At 44.3% G+C, this 22,922-nt stretch carries 20 protein-coding genes; 19 read left to right on the forward strand and 1 reads right to left on the reverse strand.

What is annotated here, in order from left to right; genetic code table 11:
- Window positions 1-69: 69 nt before the first annotated feature.
- Entirely contained in the window at window positions 70-822 is a 753-nt protein-coding gene (locus ELZ47_RS01395) for a DeoR/GlpR family DNA-binding transcription regulator (RefSeq protein ID WP_004185304.1), read from the reverse strand.
- Between the two features lie 212 nt (window positions 823-1,034).
- Here ELZ47_RS01395 and ELZ47_RS01400 point away from each other — a divergent pair, with 212 nt between their 5' ends.
- From ELZ47_RS01400 to rseP, 19 genes are all read left to right on the forward strand, one after another.
- Entirely contained in the window at window positions 1,035-1,754 is a 720-nt protein-coding gene (locus ELZ47_RS01400; RefSeq protein ID WP_126435035.1) for a class II aldolase/adducin family protein, read from the forward strand.
- 21 nt (window positions 1,755-1,775) lie between these two features.
- Window positions 1,776-3,542, forward strand: a complete 1,767-nt coding sequence (locus tag ELZ47_RS01405) for an L-fucose isomerase (RefSeq protein WP_126435036.1) — start codon at window positions 1,776-1,778, stop codon at window positions 3,540-3,542.
- A 65-nt stretch (window positions 3,543-3,607) separates the two neighbouring features.
- On the forward strand, window positions 3,608-3,904 hold the full coding sequence (locus ELZ47_RS01410; protein WP_002916544.1) for a PTS sugar transporter subunit IIB: 297 nt from the start codon (window positions 3,608-3,610) through the stop codon (window positions 3,902-3,904).
- A 4-nt stretch (window positions 3,905-3,908) separates the two neighbouring features.
- A complete protein-coding gene (locus tag ELZ47_RS01415) occupies window positions 3,909-4,271 on the forward strand; it encodes a PTS lactose/cellobiose transporter subunit IIA (RefSeq protein WP_125331572.1) in 363 nt (120 codons plus the stop codon).
- Window position 4,272: 1 nt separating this feature from the next.
- Window positions 4,273-5,769: a sugar ABC transporter ATP-binding protein gene (locus tag ELZ47_RS01420; RefSeq protein ID WP_124765743.1), complete on the forward strand. Its 1,497-nt coding sequence runs from the start codon at window positions 4,273-4,275 to the stop codon at window positions 5,767-5,769.
- Between the two features lie 48 nt (window positions 5,770-5,817).
- Window positions 5,818-6,777 (forward strand): ABC transporter permease, encoded by a 960-nt coding sequence (locus tag ELZ47_RS01425; RefSeq protein WP_223313787.1) that lies wholly within the window; start codon window positions 5,818-5,820, stop codon window positions 6,775-6,777.
- Between the two features lie 56 nt (window positions 6,778-6,833).
- Entirely contained in the window at window positions 6,834-7,916 is a 1,083-nt protein-coding gene (locus tag ELZ47_RS01430; RefSeq protein WP_125331574.1) for an ABC transporter substrate-binding protein, read from the forward strand.
- 42 nt (window positions 7,917-7,958) lie between these two features.
- Entirely contained in the window at window positions 7,959-9,443 is a 1,485-nt protein-coding gene (locus ELZ47_RS01435) for a rhamnulokinase (protein WP_126435037.1), read from the forward strand.
- Entirely contained in the window at window positions 9,444-9,872 is a 429-nt protein-coding gene (locus ELZ47_RS01440; RefSeq protein WP_125331578.1) for an RbsD/FucU family protein, read from the forward strand.
- 186 nt (window positions 9,873-10,058) lie between these two features.
- Complete coding sequence (locus ELZ47_RS01445) at window positions 10,059-11,210, forward strand: iron-containing alcohol dehydrogenase (RefSeq protein ID WP_125331580.1); 1,152 nt, start codon at window positions 10,059-10,061, stop codon at window positions 11,208-11,210.
- Between the two features lie 479 nt (window positions 11,211-11,689).
- On the forward strand, window positions 11,690-13,828 hold the full coding sequence (locus ELZ47_RS01450; protein ID WP_125331582.1) for an ATP-dependent Clp protease ATP-binding subunit: 2,139 nt from the start codon (window positions 11,690-11,692) through the stop codon (window positions 13,826-13,828).
- Window positions 13,829-14,194: 366 nt separating this feature from the next.
- Complete coding sequence (locus tag ELZ47_RS01455) at window positions 14,195-15,199, forward strand: serine hydrolase domain-containing protein (protein WP_125331584.1); 1,005 nt, start codon at window positions 14,195-14,197, stop codon at window positions 15,197-15,199.
- A 30-nt stretch (window positions 15,200-15,229) separates the two neighbouring features.
- Window positions 15,230-16,108 (forward strand): CPBP family intramembrane glutamic endopeptidase, encoded by an 879-nt coding sequence (locus ELZ47_RS01460; protein ID WP_126435038.1) that lies wholly within the window; start codon window positions 15,230-15,232, stop codon window positions 16,106-16,108.
- A gap of 208 nt (window positions 16,109-16,316) precedes the next feature.
- Window positions 16,317-16,574, forward strand: a complete 258-nt coding sequence (locus ELZ47_RS01465) for a hypothetical protein (protein ID WP_002893837.1) — start codon at window positions 16,317-16,319, stop codon at window positions 16,572-16,574.
- 550 nt (window positions 16,575-17,124) lie between these two features.
- Complete coding sequence (tkt, locus tag ELZ47_RS01470; RefSeq protein ID WP_126435039.1) at window positions 17,125-19,101, forward strand: transketolase; 1,977 nt, start codon at window positions 17,125-17,127, stop codon at window positions 19,099-19,101.
- Window positions 19,102-19,278: 177 nt separating this feature from the next.
- A complete protein-coding gene (gene yajC / locus ELZ47_RS01475) occupies window positions 19,279-19,614 on the forward strand; it encodes a preprotein translocase subunit YajC (RefSeq protein ID WP_126435040.1) in 336 nt (111 codons plus the stop codon).
- A gap of 231 nt (window positions 19,615-19,845) precedes the next feature.
- On the forward strand, window positions 19,846-20,595 hold the full coding sequence (locus ELZ47_RS01480) for an isoprenyl transferase (RefSeq protein WP_126435041.1): 750 nt from the start codon (window positions 19,846-19,848) through the stop codon (window positions 20,593-20,595).
- 18 nt (window positions 20,596-20,613) lie between these two features.
- Window positions 20,614-21,417: a phosphatidate cytidylyltransferase gene (locus tag ELZ47_RS01485; protein ID WP_126435042.1), complete on the forward strand. Its 804-nt coding sequence runs from the start codon at window positions 20,614-20,616 to the stop codon at window positions 21,415-21,417.
- A 226-nt stretch (window positions 21,418-21,643) separates the two neighbouring features.
- Window positions 21,644-22,900, forward strand: a complete 1,257-nt coding sequence (gene rseP / locus ELZ47_RS01495; protein WP_126435043.1) for an RIP metalloprotease RseP — start codon at window positions 21,644-21,646, stop codon at window positions 22,898-22,900.
- Window positions 22,901-22,922: the final 22 nt, after the last annotated feature.

The raw sequence follows: 22,922 nt of genomic DNA on the forward strand, positions 1-22,922 counted from the left end.
AAAAAGATAGACAAAAAACTAGACCGAGATAAGCTTATCTCGGTCTAGTTTGTGTTTTATAAAAGTTGCTTACCAGAGGATTTCGCACTGGCTCCCGACAGCATTTTGAAAGGATTCGACTGGTGGCTGGTCGGTGATAATGCAATCCAGACTAGAATAGTTGGAAAGTTTGAAATAATGACTGGTGTTAAATTTAGAGTGATCAGCTAATAAAATGGCTTTATCGCTATTAGCAATCATTTCTCGCTTGATGTGAGCCTGATTGTGGTTGGCTTCGTAGGCAGCGTAGCGATCTAAGCCTCGGCAGCTAAAGAAGAGTAAGTCTGCATGGAAATTGTTGATGAAGTTGGCAGCAAAATCGCCCAGCGCAGAATTGGTCCCACAGCCAATGTGTCCGCCTGATAAGAAGAGGGTGACGTTTTCAAAGTTATTTAGCTGGCGGGCTGCTTCAATACCATTGGTTATGACACGTAGGTTCTGGAAAGGTGCCAAATGCGGAATGAGCATGGCTGCAGTCGTAGAGCTGTCAATGAAGATAGATTGGTTATGAGTGATAAAGGTTGAAGCAATTTCAGCAATTTGCTGCTTGCTTTTTTCTTCTTCACGGGCGCGAGCAGAATACACATATTCTACATTATTGGCCGTAATCAGCATGACCTCACCATGAGAGCGGATGATTTTCCCCTCTTTTTCTAGCTCAATCAAGTCCCGTCGAAGTGTTGATGTAGAACAGTACAAAAGTTCTTCAAGTTGGGCGGTTGCAATAATCTTTCGCTTGCTGAGAATGTCTATAATTCGACTCATTCGTTCCAAAGAAACCATAGTGACCTCCACCGATGAACAAAGCTGAACATTTATGGTCACATTATAACACAATAAACGAAAAAAAATCAATATAGTAACCATTAGATTGAACGATTATGAACAGTTTTGGCTATATTGTTATATAAAAGTTGGCTATTTATCAATTAGAGGTATAGATATTGAATGCGCTTACAAAAAATACTATGATGAATTCAGAAAGGAGTGAGATTATGGATCATCAAGAAGAAATAATCCGCGAACAAATATGTGATGTATGCCACAAGATGTGGCAATTAGGCTGGGTAGCCGCTAATGACGGCAATGTCTCAGTCCGTCTAGACCAAGATACCATTATTGCAACGCCAACAGGTATCAGTAAGAGCTTTATCACGCCTGAAAAACTCGTCAAGCTCAATCTAAAAGGGGAGATTATTGAGGCTCAGGACGGCTATCGTCCTTCCAGTGAAATCAAGATGCACATTCGCTGCTATGAAGAACGGGAGGATGTGAATGCTGTCGTCCACGCGCATCCGCCAATTGCGACTGGCTTTGCACTGGCTCATATTCCGCTTGATACCTATTCCTTGTTCGAGAGTGCCATTGTAGTAGGAGCCATTCCAATCACTCCATTTGGTGTGCCATCTACCATGGAAGTGCCAGATGCCATCACCCCATACTTGCCAGAACATGATGTCATGTTACTTGAAAATCATGGCGCCTTGACTGTGGGAAGCGATGTAATCACAGCTTACTATCGGATGGAAACCTTGGAGCTGGTTGCTAAGACCACCTTCCACGGACGCATGTTGCTTTCCACTAAGGGAGTTGAGGAGGAAGAAATTTCTCGTCCAACCTTGGAACGCTTGTTTGCCATGCGGGCCAATTATAAAGTCACAGGCCGTCACCCTGGTTATCGTAAATATAATGGTGACGGAAGCATCAAAGAATAAGAAACATCGGAGGAAATGATTATGACTCAACATCCACGTATTGGGATTCGTCCAACCATTGACGGACGTCGCCAAGGTGTTCGGGAATCACTAGAAGTACAAACCATGAATATGGCTAAAAGTGTGGCTGACTTGATTAGCTCAACCTTGAAATATCCTGACGGTCAGCCTGTTGAATGTGTTATTTCGCCATCTACCATCGGTCGTGTACCTGAGGCAGCCGCGTCACATGAATTATTCAAAAAATCAAATGTTTGCGCGACTATCACAGTGACACCCTGCTGGTGCTATGGTAGTGAAACCATGGATATGTCGCCAGATATTCCGCATGCTATCTGGGGCTTCAATGGCACTGAACGGCCAGGAGCTGTTTATCTCGCTGCAGTACTGGCTTCACATGCGCAAAAAGGAATTCCGGCTTTTGGTATTTATGGCAGGGATGTCCAGGAAGCCAGCGACACTGAAATTCCAGAAGATGTAAAAGAGAAAATTTTGCGTTATAGCCGGGCTGCTTTGGCAACAGGATTGATGCGGGACACAGCTTACTTGTCCATGGGCAGCGTCTCTATGGGAATCGGTGGCTCCATTGTCAATCCAGACTTTTTCCAAGAATACTTGGGTATGCGCAATGAATCAGTTGATATGACGGAGTTTACTCGTCGGATTGACCGAGGCATTTATGACCACGAAGAGTTTGAACGGGCCATGGTTTGGGTCAAAGAGCACATCAAAGAGGGTGTGGATCGCAACCGTGAGGACTTGGTTCTTTCTCCAGAAGAAAAAGCAAAACAATGGGAATTTGTGGTCAAGATGTTCATGATTGGCCGGGACCTCATGCAAGGCAATCCTCGCTTGGCTGAGCTTGGCTTTGAGGAAGAAGCTATTGGGCATCATGCCTTGGTTGCTGGCTTCCAAGGTCAGCGTCAATGGACTGACCACTTCCCGAACGGGGACTTCATGGAAACCTTCCTCAATACTCAGTTTGATTGGAATGGTATCCGTAAACCTTATGTTTTTGCGACAGAAAATGACTCGCTCAACGGTGTGTCTATGCTCTTTAACTATCTCTTGACAAATACACCGCAAATCTTCGCAGATGTCCGGACTTATTGGAGTCCAGAAGCGGTAGAACGTGTGACAGGACACAAGTTAGAAGGCCAGGCAGCTGATGGCTTCTTGCACTTGATTAACTCTGGTTCTTGTACCCTGGATGGAACGGGGCAAGCCAGTCGAGATGGCAAGCCAGTCATCAAGCCATTCTGGGAATTGGAACAGAGTGAAGTGGATGCCATGCTTGAAAACACAGACTTCCCACCAGCCAATCGCGAATACTTCCGTGGTGGTGGCTTCTCTACTCGATTCTTGACCAAGGGTCATATGCCTGTGACCATGGTGCGCTTGAATATCCTGAAAGGCGTAGGTCCAGTCTTACAAATCGCTGAAGGTTATACTTTGGAATTGCCAGAGGAAGTGCATCATACCTTGGATAATCGGACAGATCCAGGCTGGCCAACTACTTGGTTTGCACCGCGTTTGACAGGAAAAGGTGCCTTCAAGTCTGTCTATGATGTTATGAACAACTGGGGAGCAAACCACGGTGCCATTACCTATGGCCATATCGGAGCGGATTTGATTACGCTGGCTTCTATGCTGCGTATCCCAGTCAATATGCACAATGTACCGGAGGAAGACATCTTCCGTCCCAAGAACTGGTCACTGTTTGGCACAGAAGATTTGGAATCAGCCGACTACCGTGCTTGCCAATTATTAGGGCCAATTCATAAATAAAGATTTTGGGTGGGCGTGCCTCTTTCTAGGCACGCAGCCTACCCAATAGAAAGAGAGTAGCTTAGATGACCAAGACAATTATTCTAGCCTGCGTAGGTGGCTTAACAACCAGCATGTTGGTAGAGCGAATCAATGAAGTTATTCATCGTGACCAATTGGATTATTCCTTTTATTCCATTGGGATTACGGGTATGAATAACTTGAAGAATATCGATGTCTTATTGCTCAGTCCGCAATTAGCCTATTTAGAAGAAAAGGCTAAAGCAAGCCTACAGGTGCCGGTCGCAGTCATTAGTGATGAAGATTTCGAGTTGATGAGAGGCGAAGAAGTGCTTCGTCAGGCTGAAGTATTGATGGACTAGGCCTATGGCAGGACAAGACAAAGGCTCAAGCCAAGAGCTGATGCGACTGATTATCAAGAGTAGTAAAGTGACTGCGCAAGTCATGCAGAGTTTGGAGTTGGCTCAGTCAGGTCAGAAGGAAGAAGCAAATACTGAGTTGGAACAAGCGAGAAAACTCAGCGTGGAGGCTCACAACTTACAGACCAGCCTTATCCAGTCTGAACTGAGTGGCAAAGCCAATCCTCCAAGTCTGCTGGCGGTCCATGCTCAGGACCATTTTATGAATAGCCATTTATTACTCGAATTAGCCGCCGTATTTCTCAATCAAATAGAAGAAATCGAAGATTTAAAAGCAAGAATTGCAAAACTGGAACAGGTAGGTGAGTAGCATGGATCATCCTGTCATATTAGAAATGAAGGGCATTGTTAAAAGCTTCGGTCCAGTCCGAGCCTTAAAGGGAGTCAATTTTGACTTGCGGGCTGGTGAAGTGCATGCTCTAATGGGTGAAAATGGGGCTGGTAAATCCACTTTGATGAAGGTCTTGACTGGTATCTACGGAGCAAATGAGGGTACTATTCATTACAATCAAGAAGAGGTGGTCTATTCCAAGCCCAAGGAAGCAATGGATGCAGGAATCGTTATCGTTCACCAAGAATTGAATATGATGAACCATCTAACAGTGGCTCAAAATATCTTTATTGGACGGGAAGAAGTCCAAGGCAGCTTCTTCATTAACGATGCATCCAGTATTAAAAAAGCAAAAGAACTCTTTAGTCTCTTAAAACTAGACATCAACCCAACTGAAAAAGTAGGAAATCTGACAGTTGGGAAACAACAAATGGTCGAAATTGCCAAGGCCCTCTCAATGGATGCCAAGGTGATTGTCTTTGACGAACCGACAGCAGCTCTGACTGAATCGGAAATCAATGAGCTCTTTGTCATCATTGACGACCTGCGTGCAAAAGGTGTCGGTATTATCTACATCTCCCACCGGATGGATGAGATTGCCCGAATCACAGACCGCGTGACTGTTATGCGGGACGGTGAGTATGTAGGCACGGTCAATACCAAAGACACCACCAAGGATGAAATCATCTCCATGATGGTTGGACGGACGATTTATGAAGATCCTAAGGCTGCGTCAACAGTAGCAGAAGATGCTCCTGTAGTGCTGGAGGTGAAAAACCTCTGTGCAGGAACAGCCGTTAAAGATGTGAGTTTCAAACTTCATAAGGGTGAAATTCTAGGTTTCTCAGGATTGATGGGAGCCGGTCGGACAGAAGTTGCCCGTTTGCTGTTTGGTGCAGACAAAAAAGAAAGCGGTTCCATTTTCATAAATGGGAAAGAAGTAAGCATCAATTCTCCCCAAGATGCCATCCGGGAAGGGATTGGTTACTTATCTGAAGACCGCAAGCGCTTTGGCTGTATCGTGGACATGACTATTGCCAACAATACGGTCATAACCAATCTTGATAAGTATATCAAGGCTGGCTTGATTGATGATGGTGCTATTGTCAAGGCAAGTGATCAGTTTGTTCAATCTTTACATACCAAGACACCGTCATCCAAACAGCTAGTTCGCAATCTTTCAGGAGGAAACCAGCAGAAAGTGGTCATTGCCAAATGGCTGGAACAAAATAGTGATATTTTAATCTTTGATGAGCCGACACGAGGGATTGATGTCGGAGCAAAAAGTGAAATATACACACTGATGAATGATCTGGTTGCTCAAGGCAAATCCATTATCATGATTTCGTCAGAACTGACAGAAATCTTACGGATGAGCGATCGAATCGTAGTCATGTGTGAAGGTAGAAAAACGGGTGAGCTGGATATTAGCCAAGCAACACAAGAGAGAATCTTGGCGCTAGCGACTGACCGTTAAAAGTGAAAACAGAGGTGTTTACGTATGGAAGAGAAACAATCCTTATGGATGAAATTAGAAAAAACAGTTGGTTTACAAAAGCTGATTGCCTTGATTGCCTTGGTGGTAATCTTTGCCTTCTTTGCCATCTCCAGCGAATCATTTCGTTCGTTTGATACGGTAGTCAGTATCTTAGATGCGTCATATTATATTGGTTTCCTTGCCATTGGGGTCACATTTGTCATCATTACAGGTGGTATTGACCTCTCTATTGGTACGGTGATGATGTGCTCGGCTATTATCGGGGGTGTCCTTCACACCAAGATGGGCTGGCCGCTCTGGCTGTCTTTGCTGGCCATTCTAGTCATTGGAGGATTATTCGGCCTGCTCAATGGAATCATGGTCGCAAAATTCGGTTTGCCGCCTTTTATCGCGACGCTGGGTACGATGATGATTTCCCGCGGTCTGAGCTCCATTGTCTCAAACGTCCAAAGTGTAACCTTCCCTCTTCGTGGAACAGGTGAAGGTTGGTACAAAGATTTATTCCGAACCCAGGATAATTTCCCGACAGGCTTGATTGTGCTGGTGCTTGTGGCTGTCCTTGCTGCGGTAGTATTGAACAAGACAAAAATTGGCCGCTATATCTTCGCGATTGGCTCCAATAAAGAAGCTACTCGTCTGTCTGGGGTCAATGTTGTCAAATGGGAAGGCATGGCCTATGTCATAGGCGGTCTGTCAGCAGGGCTTGCTGCCGTTGCTTATGCGGCCACCTACTCTACGATTCTGCCAGGTACTGGTAACGGTATGGAGCTGGATGCGATTGCCGGTGTCGTAGTAGGGGGAACTTCTCTAGCTGGTGGTGTCGGATCTGTTATTGGTACCATTATCGGGGTCTTCATCATGTCAGTCCTGAAAATTGGTTTGCCTTATATCGACCTACAGCCCCACTATCAACTCTTTATTACTGGTTTCGTTGTTATCGTCGCTGTTTACTTTGATATTTTTATTCGCAAGAATAAGAAAAAATAAGTACAGCCCTCGCTATCATATATATGAGTGTATAAAACATAATAGGAGCTTTTATCATGAGAAAATCATTTAAATTTGCTACTGCGGCACTTCTTGCTGCTGCTGCGATTGGACTAGTTGCTTGTTCTTCTTCTAAAAAAGACAATAAAACTGCGGATAGCAAGGGTGGAGACTACCGGGTAGAAGTAATTGCCAAAGGATTCCAACACGATTTCTGGAAAGCCGTTAATAAGGGTGCTGAACAAGCTGCAGATGAATTTGGCGCTAAGATTACTTTTGTCGGCCCTCAAAATGAAACCGCTATCGCAGAACAATTGGAACAGTTAAATAATGCCATTAACAAAAATCCAGATGCGATTGCCCTAGCAGCACTTGATACCGAATCAGAGCTAGATGCTATTAAACAAGCCCAAGCCAAGAATATCCCGCTGATTGGTTTTGACTCAGGGGTTCCAGGTGCCCCAGACGGAGCAATCAAAGCAACAGCCTCTACAGACAACCATGCTGCTGGTGCCAATGCAGCAGAACACTTGTTCCCATTGTTAGAAAAGAAATTGGGCGACAAGCCGGTTCGTATCGGGGTGGTTTCCCAAGAAGCAAACTCACTTTCTATCACACAACGGACTTCCGGTTTCATTGATAAGATGGTTGAGTTGCTAGAAAAGAAAGGCATCAAAACGGCTGTTGTTGGTCATGATAAATTCAAAAACAATGTCTCTGAATCAGATGCCAAAGCGATCATTGAAGTTCGTGTACCAGCACAAGTAGACGATGCAGCAGGTAAGACAGAAGCATCCACTGTGCTTGAAAAATCAGATACAGTCGCTATTTACGGTTCAAATGAATTTGCAGCTAAAGCTATTATCAACGCAAATGGCAGTTTCAAGGAATCTAAGCTCGGTGCAGATAAGATTTTGGCTGTCGGTTTTGACTCAGGTGCCTTGCAGCAAGATGCGATTCGCAATGGTCTCTTTGTAGGATCTGTTACGCAAGACCCGATTCAAATCGGCTATCAATCTGTAAAATTAGCTATTGAAGCGGCCCAAGGGAAAGAAGTCAAAGATGTAGACACAGGATCAAAATGGTATGATGCCAAGAACATCGACTCTGATGAAATCAAACCATTGCTTTACCAATAATCAAAATTGTTTGTAAAGATTGGTGTATTGGAGGAGATGAGAATGACATTGATGAAATTACTGGCCATTGACCTAGGTGCTAGTTCAGGTCGTGTCATGCAAGCAATTTACAATGGCCATAGTATCCAGCTATCAGAAGTTCATCGCTTCAAAAACGAGCCGATGAACGTGAATGACGGTCTTTATTGGAATATTTTGCATTTATTTGGAGAAATCAAGATTGGGATTAAGAAAGCTTCAGCAGATGGGATTCCTATTCAATCCATATCCGTTGATACATGGGGAGTGGATTATGCCTATCTAGACCAAAACGGAGATCTGCTCTACCAGCCGCATTGTTATCGTGACAATCGTATGGGCCAATACGAAGAAACTTTTTATAAGAAAATCAGCAAAGAGGCGCTTTTTGAGGAGACAGGTGTACAGCCTGCCTGCATTAACACTGTCCTGCAACTATTCGCTGATTTGCAGGAAAAGCCCCATTTGGCAAGAGTTGCAGAGCGCGTGCTCTTCATGCCAGATTTGATTAACTATCTTTTGTCAGGTGTTTTATCCAGCGAGTATACCATTGCCAGCAGCAGTGGTTTGCTCAATATCAATTCTCAGACATGGTCTGACAGCGTTTTTGAGACGCTAGGGATTCCTAAAAAGTGGTTTGGTGAGGTGACACAGGGAGGAAAAGTCCTGAGAAGCCTGTCGCCACGGATCACACAAGAGCTGAAAATTGAGCCTTTTGATGTCATTGCTGGGGCTGGTCATGATACAGCGGCAGCTGTTCTGGCTATTCCTTATGCGAGTGAGCAGCCAACAGCCTTTATCTCTTGCGGTACTTGGTCTCTAGTCGGTCTAGAATCTCAGAATCCTGTAACCAGCCAGGAAGGTTTAGCGGCCAATCTGACCAATGAAGGCTGCTTTGACGGTCGCTATCGGATTTTGAAGAATACGACAGGGCTCTGGATTATCCAAGAACTGCAGCGGGACTGGCGCTTGCAAGGTCAGGACATCAGCTTTGCTGAAATGGTGAATCTGGCAAGAGACGTCACGAATAATCGCTCTTGGCTCAATCCCAATGACCCTATTTTTGCAGCCCCAGGAGACATGGAGGCTAAGGTCAAGGAGCGTTGTCATATGACCAACCAGCCTGTCCCTCAAAGCAAAGGAGAGGTTGTCCGAGTGGTCTTGGAAAGTCTCGCTTTTGCCTACCGTCAAACCGTGGAGCAAATTGAGAGCTTGACCGGTCAGAAAATCAAGCAGATTCACATGGTCGGCGGCGGTATCCAAAATGAACTGCTCTGCCAGCTGACAGCTGATGTAAGCCAGAAACCAGTCCTAACAGGGCCGATTGAAGCCAGTGCTTTGGGAAATATCTTGGCACAGCTTTTGACCTTAGGTGAGATTCAAGATCGGCAGACTGCCCAAAAGCTCATCAAGGATTCAGAAAAGACCAAGCAATACCAGCCTCAAGAAGGCTCAGACTTGGCTCAATCCTATCAAGAATTTCAAGCAAGTATGAAAGTAGGAAGCTAGATGTTAAAGCATATTCCAACTATTTTAAGTCCAGAATTGGTCAAGTATCTGATGGAGATGGGGCATGGAGACGAAGTGGTCATTGCCGATGCAAACTTCCCTGCCCATCGGATTGGTCAGCGGGTTGTTCGCTGTGACGGGCACGGAGTTCCAGCGCTGCTGGATGCTATCTTGACTGTGCTGCCCTTGGATACTTATAGCGACTACCAAGCAGGTCTTATGCAGGTAGTGCCGGGAGATCCAACCGTACCAGTCATCTGGGATGACTACAAGGCTTTGTTAGAAGAGCACTATCCAGGTACAGCCATCAAAGAATTTGAACGCTTTGCTTTCTATGAACAGGCGGAAAAAGCTTATTTGATCATCCAAACGGGCGAAGGAGCTCTATACGGCAATATCATTTTGAAAAAAGGTGTCATTGCCAGCTAATGAAAAAACAGGTAAGAGGTGGACAAGGTTGCTTCTGGAAAGGAATGCCCTTGTTCCTCATCCTTATCTGGGACTTTCTTTGCTTTTTTTATCAATTAACTTGTTAAAAAAATCACAAAAATCTTGCAAAAAGCAAAATTTTGCAGTATCGTTATATTAACAACATAAATTAAAAGGAGAAAATATATGTCTACATTTTACGTACCCGCTGTCAATCTTATTGGCAAAGGTGTTGTCAAGGAAGTTGGGCCTTATGTTAAGGAGCTGGGTTATAGCAAGGCCTTGCTAGTGACGGATAAATTTATCAAAGGCAGTGATATCCTGCCCCAAATCCTAGCACCACTAGATGTGGAAGGCATCCAGTATGTGGTCTTCAGCGATGTTGAGCCAAACCCAACTTGTAAGAACGTCATGGATGGTGTGGGTGCTCTAAAAGAACACAACTGTGACTTCATCATCAGTGTTGGCGGAGGTTCACCGCAGGATGCGGCTAGCTGTATTTCAGTTATTGCGACAAATGGTGGCAAACCACAAGACTACGAAGGTTTGCACAAGTCTGCTAAGAAAGGTCTGCCGGTGGTGGCTATCAATACTACAGCGGGGACTTCAGCTGAAATTACCATTAACTATGTCATCACAGATGAGGAACGCAAGGTTAAGATGGTTATGGTGGACAAGAATAGCTTGGCCCTGATCTCGGTCAATGACCCTGAACTCATGGTATCCAAACCAGCTGCCCTCACAGCAGCAACAGGGATGGATGCTTTGACTCACGCGGTCGAAGCTCTCGTCACACCAGGAGCCTACGGTGTAACCAAGAAATTATCTATCGGAGCTATTGAACTTATCAAGGAATACCTTCCTCGTGCGGTTGCAAATGGCCATGATATTGAAGCGCGTGAAGGCATGGTGAATGCCATCTTCCTTGGCGGTATGTCCTTTAACAATGCTGGTCTAGGTTATGTTCACTCTATGGCTCACCAGCTTGGGGCAGTTTACAATCTGCCGCACGGTGTCTGCTGTGCCATGCTCCTGCCAGTTGTAGAGCGTGAAAATGCTAAACGGGTACCAGAAGCTTTCCGCAATGTTGCCAAAGCTCTTGGTCTGCAAATCGAAGGCAAGACTGACGAAGAATGCGCTAGTTATGCTATTTCTGAAATCGAAAAACTGTCTGAAACGGTTGGTATTCCGAAGAAACTCACTGAACTTGGTATCGAAGAAAAAGACTTTGACTTTGACTACCTATCTAGAAACGCTTTGATTGATGCTTGTGCGCCAGGCAATCCATTCATGCCAACTCTAGAAGAAACGATTGCATTTTATAAAGAACTCTTCTAAGAACGAAAAAATTCTGCTGAAACAAATAAGGCTCTGCATGACTCTAACTTGCAGGGCTTTTTTTATAGGAAAGAAAAGGACCTAAACGACAATTTCGATTACATTCGTAAATTTATTTTAAAAAATTATGTAAAATCTATTGACAAATAAATTCTGTCATGATAAAATTACAACTGTAAACAAAAAAGTTTACGTAAATTTAATCAGAAGGTATGAATACAGCCGGAAGGCAATTATTTTTGGGAGGATTATAAATTATGTAAAATTATCTTCGTCTGAAAGAGATTTGATTCACTCATAAAAGTAGAGACTGACTCAGTCTTGATTTTTGGGAATCGAATAAGTTATGTAAAATAATAGATTGGAGAAGATCTCCCAAATGAATATTTATAGTGGATAAGGAAGAGATTTCTTATCTGAAATTTTGGTAAAAATAAAAATTATGTAAAGCGAAAAATGAAGAAAAGTGAGGCAATGCTATGAACAACAACTACAACAATTTTAACAATATGGACGACCTTTTCAACCAACTCATGGGGCGCATGGGCGGCTACAACAGCGAACACCGGCGCTACTTGATTAATGGTAGAGAGGTCACACCGGAAGAGTTTGCTCAGTACCGGGCTACTGGCAAGCTCCCTGGTCAAGGAGCGGGTGAGCAGACTAGCCAAACTGCTGGTCATGGACCTAAGCAGGATGGCATCTTGGCCAAGCTGGGTCGTAATCTGACTCAGGAAGCGCGTGATGGTAAGTTAGATCCAGTCATTGGGCGCAATAAGGAAATCCAAGAAACTGCCGAAATCCTTTCCCGCCGGACTAAGAATAATCCTGTATTGGTTGGAGATGCCGGAGTTGGTAAGACAGCTGTCGTAGAAGGATTGGCTCAGGCTATCGTCAATGGTGACGTGCCAGCGGCCATCAAGAACAAGGAAATTATCTCTGTTGATATTTCTGGTCTGGAAGCTGGTACTCAATATCGCGGTAGCTTTGAAGAAAATATTCAAAACTTAGTCAATGAAGTTAAGGAAGCCGGCAACATTATCCTCTTCTTTGATGAAATCCATCAAATCCTAGGAGCAGGATCTATCGGTGGAGACAGCGGTTCTAAGGGACTAGCGGATATTCTCAAACCAGCACTTTCTCGTGGAGAGTTGACCGTTATCGGGGCAACTACTCAGGACGAGTACCGTAACACCATTCTCAAAAATGCAGCTCTGGCTCGCCGGTTCAATGAAGTCAAGGTCAATGCACCGTCTGCTGAGGATACTTATCAGATTCTTCGAGGCATTCGGGACCTGTATGAAAAGCACCACAATGTCATCCTGCCGGATGAAGTGCTGAAAGCGGCTGTGGACTACTCTGTTCAGTATATTCCACAGCGGAGCTTGCCAGACAAGGCCATTGACCTAGTCGATGTGACTGCTGCTCATTTGGCAGCCCAACATCCAGTAACCGATGTTCATGCGGTTGAACATGAGATTGCTGAGCAAAAAGACAAGCAGGAAGCAGCTGTTGAAAAAGAAGATTATGAAGCAGCTCTGAATGCCAAGACCCGCATTGAAGAGCTGGAAAAGAAAATTCAAAACCACACCGAGGATATGAAGGTGACTGCTACGGTCAACGATGTAGCAGAGTCTGTTGAGCGGATGACAGGAGTGCCTGTCTCACAGATGGGTGCCAGCGACATTGAGCGCCTCAAGGGCATGAATGACCGTCTCAAAGCCAAGGTTATTGGTCAAGACAAGGCTGTAGAAGCTGTGGCTAGGGCTATCCGCCGTAACCGTGCAGGCTTTGATGAAGGCAACCGTCCAATCGGAAGCTTCCTCTTTGTTGGTCCGACAGGTGTCGGCAAGACTGAGCTGGCTAAGCAATTAGCTTTGGATATGTTCGGTACCAAGGAAGCCATCATCCGTCTGGATATGTCAGAATACTCCGACCGGACTGCCGTTTCCAAGTTGATTGGTACCACTGCGGGCTATGTCGGCTATGATGATAACAGCAATACCTTGACCGAGCGTGTGCGCCGCAATCCTTACTCTATCATCCTCTTGGATGAGATTGAAAAGGCGGATCCACAGGTGATTACCCTTCTCCTTCAAGTTCTGGATGACGGTCGTTTGACGGACGGTCAAGGGAATACAGTCAACTTCAAGAACACGGTTATCATTGCGACTTCCAATGCTGGCTTTGGCTATGAAGCAGGCTTGGAAGAGGATGCAGAAAAGCCTGATCTGATGGATCGACTCAAAGCTTATTTCCGTCCAGAGTTTCTCAATCGTTTTAACGCGGTTATTGAGTTCTCTCATCTCAAGAAAGAAGATTTGATGGAGATTGTGAATCTCATGCTGATCGAAGTAAATCAAACCTTGAGCAAGAAAGAAATTGATCTGGCTGTATCTGATGCAGCTAAGGAATTCCTGCGCGATGCTGGTTATGACCAAGTCATGGGTGTTCGTCCGCTCCGTCGTGTCATCGAGCAGCAAATTCGTGACAAGGTGACTGACTTCCACTTGGATAATCTAGATGCTAAGCACTTGACGGCCGATTTGGAAGATGGTGTCTTGGTTATCCGGGAAAAAGGCGCTGCCGCATCTGAAGAAGACAAGCAGGCAGAATAAATCTTACTAAGTTAATTAAGTTTTTAAAGACCTCCTTCTTAGATGAAGGTAGGTCTTTTTTTGTTGAGTAGGAATTCCAAATAAATCCCCTTTCTGGAAATTAATTAGCATTTATCCCAAAATCTCAACTTAATCCTTCTTGACAACACCTAAAAGAAATGTTGCTATTAGGTATATAAAAATTGGAATCTGATGCTGATGAAAAGCCAGAATTGATTAAGAAGTATCGGTAAAATGAAACAAAGTTTTGATATTGCCGAAGCAGTCAATGACTCGAATCAACCTAGCTTTTCTTAAATAAGAGATTAGGCTCGCATGCTGTAGGATTTTCAAGGAAAAATTTAGACAATTTGGAGGAAGGCAGCAATGACAACTTTTCTAAAAAGCAGGCAACTTTATGAAGCCAGTATATTAGCCTATCAGGGGGAACAACTCTATTTGGAAGAAAACAAGGGACAGATGACGAGTGACACGCCTTTTGCCATTGCCAGTATTTCCAAGTTATATACTGATGCGATTGTTTTTCAGCTGATTGACCAAGGAAAGCTGACCTATGATACAAGCTTGACGGATATTTTACCGCCAGAAGTGACCAAGCATTTGCCTCAAGCTGAGCAGGTCACTGTACGGCATCTGCTGGATCAAATATCTGGCTTTCCGAATTATGAAATGGACCGTCAAACTAGTGGAAAGATTTTGATAGAAGACTTGTACAAAGCCGATCGGCGGGTAGCTTTTGAGGAAGCGCTGGGAATCTTGGCAGAATTGCCAGCTAGATCATGTCTGGATGGAGATAAAGCCTACTACGCTGATATCAATGCTATGCTCTTAGGAAAAATGGCTGAAACAGTGACCGGGCAGACTGCTGAGCAACTCTTAGAACACATCATTTGCCAGCCGCTTCAGCTTAGTCAGACCCATTGGGCGACAGGCCATGAGAAACTTGCTCCCCTATACAATGGCCAGCAGTCTATAGCTTTTCAAGCCTATCTTTCCAGTCAAGTCTACCAAGGCGGTATTGTGGCGACTAACAGGGAGTTAATGACCTTTATCCGTGCTTTCTTTACTGGCAGATTGTTTGCAAAGTCCCATATTCAGCAGCCGGCTTTTCGCCCTATTCAATTCCGCCCTCTCAAGTATGGCAGCGGTATGATGCAGCTGACAATCAGCTCCTTCATGTCTCTTTTTTTCGGTGGCGCGCATGAAATTCGCGGCCATAGTGGGATAACAGGAAGTTTCGCCTTTTATTGTCCAGAAAAGGATGTCTTTGTCACAGGTACCTTCAACCAGACAAAAAAACGTCCCTACCCTACCATTTTTCGGGCTATTGAGGCCGGTGTCAAGAGACAGAAGGATTTAAAACAAGAGTGATGAATAATTTTTTGACAAAAGGAGACTGCTATGAAACAGTCCATAACTACAATTAAGCGCAATATCATTATCTTTGCATTCTTCAGCACCCTATGTGGTTGGATTGGTTATGTTGTTGATAAAGTAACCGGCCAAGCTCATTACGAAAATATCGGAACAGAGATAGGAAGCGGCTCTTTAGGGATGCTGATTTGGCTGGTAACTCCCTTAATCTGTACCATCTTTCTTCGAAGCTTTGGCGGAGACGGCTGGAAAGAGGCAGGTTTTTCCATTAATTTTAATAATAACAAAAAATTATACCTTGTTAGTTTTTTAGTCTACCCTCTTGTTACGATGATAGTGATATTCTTGGGATTGATGACACAAGGCATCAGAGTGACAGATGTGAAGGTTGAGTTCACGGCCTATCTTGGAATCTTGTTAACACAGATAGGAACTCAATTCATAAAAAATATTTTTGAAGAATCTGTTTGGAGGGCATATCTTACCAATCAATTAATCAAATTAAAATTATCCGACTTAAAACTATATCTACTTGTTGGCTTTATCTGGTGGATTTGGCATCTGCCTTACATTATGAAGTTTCTATCTGAGAGAGAAATCCAAAATACCTTGCCGGTTGGAAGGTTTACATTCTTCCTTATCGGGATGATAACTGTTGCATGTTGGACGGTCATGTATACAGAGATTTTTAGAATTACCAAGTCTGTTTGGCCTCTAGTTATTATGCACACTATGGAGGATGCGGTTATAAATCCTTTACTATTACTAGGATTTGTCTCAGTAGAAAAAAATCAGGCTTTCATCTTCTCGCTTTCAGTGGGGATGATTCCGACTATTCTTTATTTAACAGTTGGTCTAGCTATACGAAAATGGAGGAAAAAACAGGAGTATGGAAAGGCGAGCTAACAAAGTAAGAAAAGAAGATAATATTAATTCTTTTTTTCTATCTTAATAGAGGCAAAAGGCTCTCATAAGTCTATAAAAGTGGGAAAAGTTGACATTTTAATGAGTTATGTTCTAATTTTTTTGTACATTTTCAAGTTTTTATATATGTAAATGTCAGAAAAAAGTGTATAATGGATTAGTAAATTAAATTTTAGGAGAGGATTTAATTATGAAAAAGTTGGATATTACAACCATGCCTGACTATAGGAAAGTCGAGGCTGTTGTTCAGTTGTTAGTTAATGGAACCTTAACTAGTTATCGAATTGCGACGGATGCAAACATCAGCAAGATGAGTATCCTGACCTTAACTAAAGGGACCAGTAAGATTAAGAACATTACTTATCAAACTGCGATGGCCTTAATTAATTGGTATGAAGAAAACCATGAAAAATACGGCATCACCATTCATCAAAAGGCCGCAGGATAGTCTAAAACTATGATGTAGCTCAACCCTAACCCAGCTAACCATTTGGATAGATGGGTTTTTCTATGCCTCTTAATGAGACAAGCCGTGGGCGCAGTCGAATTTAGAGGCATTGATGCAGACTGAGCGTAAGCGAAGTCTACGTTCCGCTAATTTTTTAGCGATTGCTGGCTCATAGAGTCAATAAGAGCTTAGAGGCATAGATGCAGTTTGAGCGTTAGCGAAAACTAGGTTCCGCAAAAACTTCATGAGACAAGCCACATGCGCAGTCGAATTTAGGAGCAGCGATGCTCACTTTCTTACTTTTTTTCTGTCCTTATGGGCAGATTTTTTTGACAGTCCAAGAGTGAACAGTCACCTGTGTAATTCTTGGTCTTTTTGTTACCGCTTTCAAGATTTATAATAAATCTATAAAAAGATGAGATTATCCCTATCTTGCGATATAGGGATAATTTTCTTATAATAGATATGAGACAATTTTTATCGTTTCTACGACCATTGTTTATCCTGTTCTGATGTCAGGACAGATTTTAGTAAAAATAAGGAGAATCCAATGTCACAATTATCAGTTAATGCCATTCGCTTTTTAGGGATTGACGCGATTGAAAAGTCTAAGTCAGGTCACCCTGGTGTAGTCATGGGCGCTGCGCCGATGGCTTACGACTTGTTTACTAAACAACTTCGTATCAATCCAGAAGAGCCAAACTGGATTAACCGCGATCGCTTCGTCCTATCTGCAGGACATGGCTCTATGCTGCTTTATGCCCTGCTTCATCTGTCTGGCTTTAAAGATGTCAGCATGGACGAAATCAAAAACTTCCGCCAATGGGGCTCTAAGACACCAGGTCACCCAGAGTTTGGGCACACAGCTGGTGTGGATGCCACTACTGGCCCACTGGGACAGGGTATTTCTACAGCTACTGGATTTGCTCAGGCAGAGCGTTTCTTGGCTGCTAAGTATAACCGTGAAGGCTACCCAATTTTCGACCATTACACTTATGTCATCTGTGGTGATGGTGATTTGATGGAGGGTGTTTCAGCTGAAGCTGCTTCTTATGCTGGCCTGCAAAAGCTGGACAAGTTGGTTGTTCTCTATGATTCAAATGATATCAACCTAGATGGAGAGACTAAGGATTCCTTTACAGAAGATGTTCGTGCCCGCTATAAAGCCTACGGTTGGCATACTGCCTTGGTGGAAGACGGAACAGACCTTGCAGCGATTGATGCAGCCATCAATGAAGCTAAGGCTTCCGGCAAACCATCTTTGATTGAAGTTAAGACCGTTATCGGTTACGGTTCTCCAAACAAGCAAGGAACTAATGCAGTTCACGGTGCGCCTCTTGGAGCAGAAGAAGCAGAAGCTACTCGTAAAGCCTTGGGCTGGGACTATGCGCCATTTGAGATTCCTGAGGAAGTCTATGCTGACTACCGTCAAAATGTGGCGGAGCGTGGTGCAGCAGCTTACGATGCTTGGAAACAGCTAGTAGAGGACTACAAGCAAGCCCATCCAGAATTGGCGGCAGAAGTAACAGCTATCATCGCTGGTCAAGATCCAGTAGAAATCAAACCAGAAGATTTCCCAGTACTTGAAAATGGCTTCTCTCAAGCGACTCGTAATTCTAGTCAGGATGCCCTCAATGCAGCAGCTAAGGTGCTTCCGACTTTCCTCGGCGGTTCTGCTGACTTGGCTCACTCCAATATGACCTACATCAAGGAAGACGGCTTGCAGGATGATGCCCACCGTCTCAACCGCAATATCCAATTTGGTGTGCGCGAGTTTGCTATGGGAACAATTCTAAACGGTATGGCACTTCATGGTGGTCTTCGCGTTTACGGTGGTACCTTCTTCGTCTTCTCAGACTATGTCAAGGCAGCTGTCCGTTTGTCTGCCCTTCAAGGTTTGCCAGTGACTTATGTCTTCACACACGATTCTATTGCAGTTGGTGAAGATGGCCCAACTCATGAGCCGATTGAGCACTTGGCTGGTCTGCGTGCCATTCCAAACCTGACTGTTTTCCGCCCAGCAGATGCGCGTGAAACTCAGGCAGCTTGGTACTTGGCCCTTAAGAGCCAATCCACTCCGACTGCTCTGGTCTTGACCCGTCAAAATCTAACAGTTGAAGAAGGAACAAACTTTGACAAGGTAGCTAAAGGTGCTTATGTGGTCTACGAAACAGGAGCAGATTTCGATACCATCTTGCTGGCTTCTGGTTCTGAGGTTAATTTGGCTGTTGCAGCTGCTAAAGCACTTGCAGCAGAAGGTGCTAAAATCCGCGTGGTTAGCGTGCCATCAACAGAGCTTTTTGATGCTCAAGATGCAGCCTACAAAGAAGAAATTCTGCCAAATGCAGTTCGTCGCCGTGTAGCGATTGAGATGGCAGCTAGCCAGCCTTGGTACAAGTATGTCGGTCTGGACGGTGCAGTTATCGGAATCGACCAGTTTGGTGCATCTGCTCCAGCAGGTAAGGTGCTGGAAGAATACGGCTTTACAGTTGAACACGTAGCAAAAGTTGTTAAAAATCTTAAATAAAAAGACATAAAATCAGGGTGCCGGTCACCCTGATTTTTGCTTTTAAAAAAATGTCGTTAGGTTAATCATGCTTCATCCGACTTGAGACGGACTTTGCTTGAAAAGTCAGAATCGTCTTGTAAAAATAAGGGAAATCTGCTATAGTAGTTCATATATGACATTCGAAGGAGAAAAGATATGAATCCAACTATGCTTATTGTATTTGCGGTTGTACTGGTAGGGATGACCTATTTCCAAATGCGTACTCAAAAGAAACAGGCTCAGCAGCGTATGGAAAGTCTTAACAAGCTGCAAAAGGGTTATGAAGTCATTACCATTGGCGGTTTATACGGAACAGTAGATGAAGTGGACACAGACAAGAAAACAGTTGTTCTGGATGTGGACGGTGTTTACCTGACCTTTGAACTGACAGCTATTAAAACTGTACTGCCATTGACTGAGGGCACTCCCGCTATTGCTGGCGGTGAAGGAAGTGTTGATGTTCCCGAGGAAGAATCAGCGATTGAAGAGTAAAGAAATAAACAGCTTGCGGGCTGTTTTTTTTGTTTTGACTCATGTGGCTAGGAGGTGTCTAGTTTCAAGCCTATTCGCCTCGCAGTTTGGACAGGCTGGGTGAGTTTGGATTCTCTGGTTGACATTCTGTCCTTATTTTATATCCTCGGGTTTGAAAAAGCGGATGAATTGCCCACATTCCAAGGATTTATGATATAATGAACTGACAAAACTTTAAATAGGATAAAAAGTATGTTTAGTTTTAAGAAAAAAGAAAAGCTGAACGCACCGCTGAATGTTCCAAAACACATTGCTGTCATTATGGACGGCAATGGCCGTTGGGCAAAAAAAAGGATGCAGCCGCGCGTGTTCGGCCATAAGGCTGGCATGGAAACCCTGCAAAAGGTGACGATTGCTGCCAAGGAAATGGGTGTTCAGGTCTTGACTGTCTATGCCTTTTCAACGGAAAATTGGTCTCGGCCGGAAAAGGAAGTTTCCTTTATCATGAATCTGCCGGTTGAATTTTACGACCGCTATGTGCCGGAGCTGCACAAGAACAATGTAAAAATCCAGATGATTGGTGATACGGCTAAGCTTCCTAAGCCGACATTTGAAGCTATGGAAAAGGCTGAAAGTCTGACCAAGCTCAATACAGGTTTGATTCTCAACTTTGCCCTAAACTACGGTGGTCGATATGAGATCAATCAGGCTGTTAAAGAGATTGCTCAGGATGTTCTGGATGCCAAACTCAGTCCTGGCGACATTACTGAGGAAGTCATTGGCAACTACCTCTATACCAGCAATTTGCCTAAGATGCTGCGCGATCCGGATCTGGTGATTCGGACCAGTGGAGAGCTGCGTCTCAGCAATTTTCTGCCTTGGCAGTCAGCCTACAGTGAGCTGTATTTTACGGATGTTCTCTGGCCTGACTTTGATGAGAAGGCTTTGAAGGCTGCAATTGCAGAATACAGCCGTCGGAATCGACGTTTTGGCGGTGTTTAAGGGAGAAAGTAAAAAAGTATGAGTAAAAATTTACAAAAACGTCTAATCTTTGGAGGAATCGCTCTTGCTATTTTTATTCCTCTGGTATTGACTGGAGGAGTTATCTTTCAGATTTTTGTAGGGCTGTTGGCTATGCTGGCGGTGCATGAATTTCTCCAAATGAAAGGCCTGCCAACAGCGACCATCGAAGGTGTCTTGGCCATGCTGGCAGCCTTTGTCCTGACCCTGCCCTTGGAGAACTATCTGAAGTTTCTGCCAGTGGATGGCAATGTCGTGGCCTATGGCTTGGTCGTCTTCCTTCTGCTGATCTCGACTGTCCTAGGTTCCAACTACACTTTTGAAGATGCGGCTTATCCGATTACAGCGAGTTTTTATGTCGGTCTTGGCTTTAATGCCTTGATTGATGCCCGCTTGATGAATATTGACAAGGTCCTGCTAGCTCTCTTTATCGTCTGGGCCACTGACAGTGGAGCTTATCTGGCCGGAGTGCGTTTTGGTAAAAGAAAGCTGGCGCCGAGAGTTTCTCCTAATAAGACTATTGAAGGAAGCCTAGGCGGCATTCTATCAGCTGTTCTAGTGACTGGAATCTTTATGTTGGTTCGACCGCAAGTGTACGCTACTTATAATGCCCTCGTCTTTTTGATTCTGGCAGTGCTCTTTAGTATTGCAGGCCAGCTGGGTGATTTGGTCGAAAGCTCAATCAAGCGCCATTTCGGGGTCAAGGATTCTGGTAAATTCATTCCTGGTCACGGCGGTGTCTTGGATCGCTTTGACAGCCTTCTCTTCGTCTTTCCGCTGATGCATTTTTTCGGCTTGTTCTAAGACAGTCGAGCATAGCTGAAAGTAAGGGACGGTAGGTTTGTCCAAAGACCGCACAATCTGAGAAGGAACTAGGATTTAGAGCTCAAAATTTTGAGTTGAGCTTGTAACCTATTTTCAAAAGTGTCAGCTATGCAGGGGCGGAAAGCTCGGTATTTGGCCGTTTTCTGCTCCTTCTTTGATTTAAAGAAAAAATATGATTTCTAGGAAAGGTAAAATATAGAAGTCCATGCAGTTTATAACCTTTATTATTATTTTTGGGATCATTGTGGTGGTCCATGAGTTCGGACACTTCTACTTTGCGAAGAAGTCCGGCATTTTGGTCAGAGAGTTCGCTATCGGTATGGGACCCAAGATTTTCTCCCATATTGGCAAGGATGGGACGGCCTATACGATTCGGATTTTACCCTTGGGGGGCTATGTGCGCATGGCCGGCTGGGGGGAAGATTCCACTGACATTAAGGTGGGGACACCGGCTAGTCTGACCTTGGATGCAGAGGGCAAGGTGGTTCGCATCAATCTCTCTGGCAAAAAGGTTGACCAGACAGCTCTGCCCATGAATGTGACTGGCTTTGACTTTGAGGAAAAGCTGGAAATCACAGGTCTAGTCCTTGACGAGCTCAAGACTTATGCAGTAGATCATGATGCAACGATTGTTGAAGAAGACGGCACTGAGGTGCGGATTGCACCGCTGGATGTTCAGTATCAGAATGCTAGTATCTGGGGTCGTCTCATTACCAACTTTGCTGGGCCTATGAATAACTTCATCCTGAGCGTGCTGGTATTTATGCTACTAGCCTTTGTTCAGGGCGGCGTTCGTGATGAGAACAGCAATCATTTTCAAGTCATGGATGGTAGTGCTATAGCAGCTGCTGGGGTTCAAAATAAGGACCAAATCCTTAAAATTAATGACTATAAGATTAGCAACTGGGCGGATCTAACCAGCGCTCTGGCGAAAATCACAGCCAAGAGCAAGGAAGCGCCGACCTTGTCTGTTACCTACAAACACGGCAGCGAAACGAAAGAGATTACCGTACAGCCTAAAAAAGACGGCAATCGCTATCTTCTGGGTGTATCCCCAACAGTCAAGACAGGCTTTTGGGACAAGGTCATTGGCGGCTTTACTGCAGCTTGGTCTACCACGGTTCGCATTTTGTCAGCTCTGAAAGATATCATCTTCAACTTCAATATCAATAAGCTGGGCGGTCCGGTCGCTATTTACAATTTCAGTAGCCAGGCAGCCGAGCAAGGTTTGCCAGCAGTCCTTAGTCTTTTGGCCATGCTGTCGCTCAATATCGGTATTTTCAACCTGATTCCCATTCCAGCCTTGGACGGCGGAAAAATCGTCCTCAATATTCTGGAGGCTATCCGCAGAAAACCTCTGAAAAGAGAAACTGAGACCTATATCACTCTGTCTGGAGTGGCTATTATGGTCATCCTAATGATTGCCGTTACCTGGAACGATATTATGAAATTATTCTTCTAAGAGCCCGAAGCTCATAGAGCTA

Source organism: Streptococcus sanguinis, from assembly GCF_900635155.1.
In the GTDB taxonomy this organism is placed as follows: Bacteria; Bacillota; Bacilli; order Lactobacillales; family Streptococcaceae; genus Streptococcus; species Streptococcus sanguinis_G.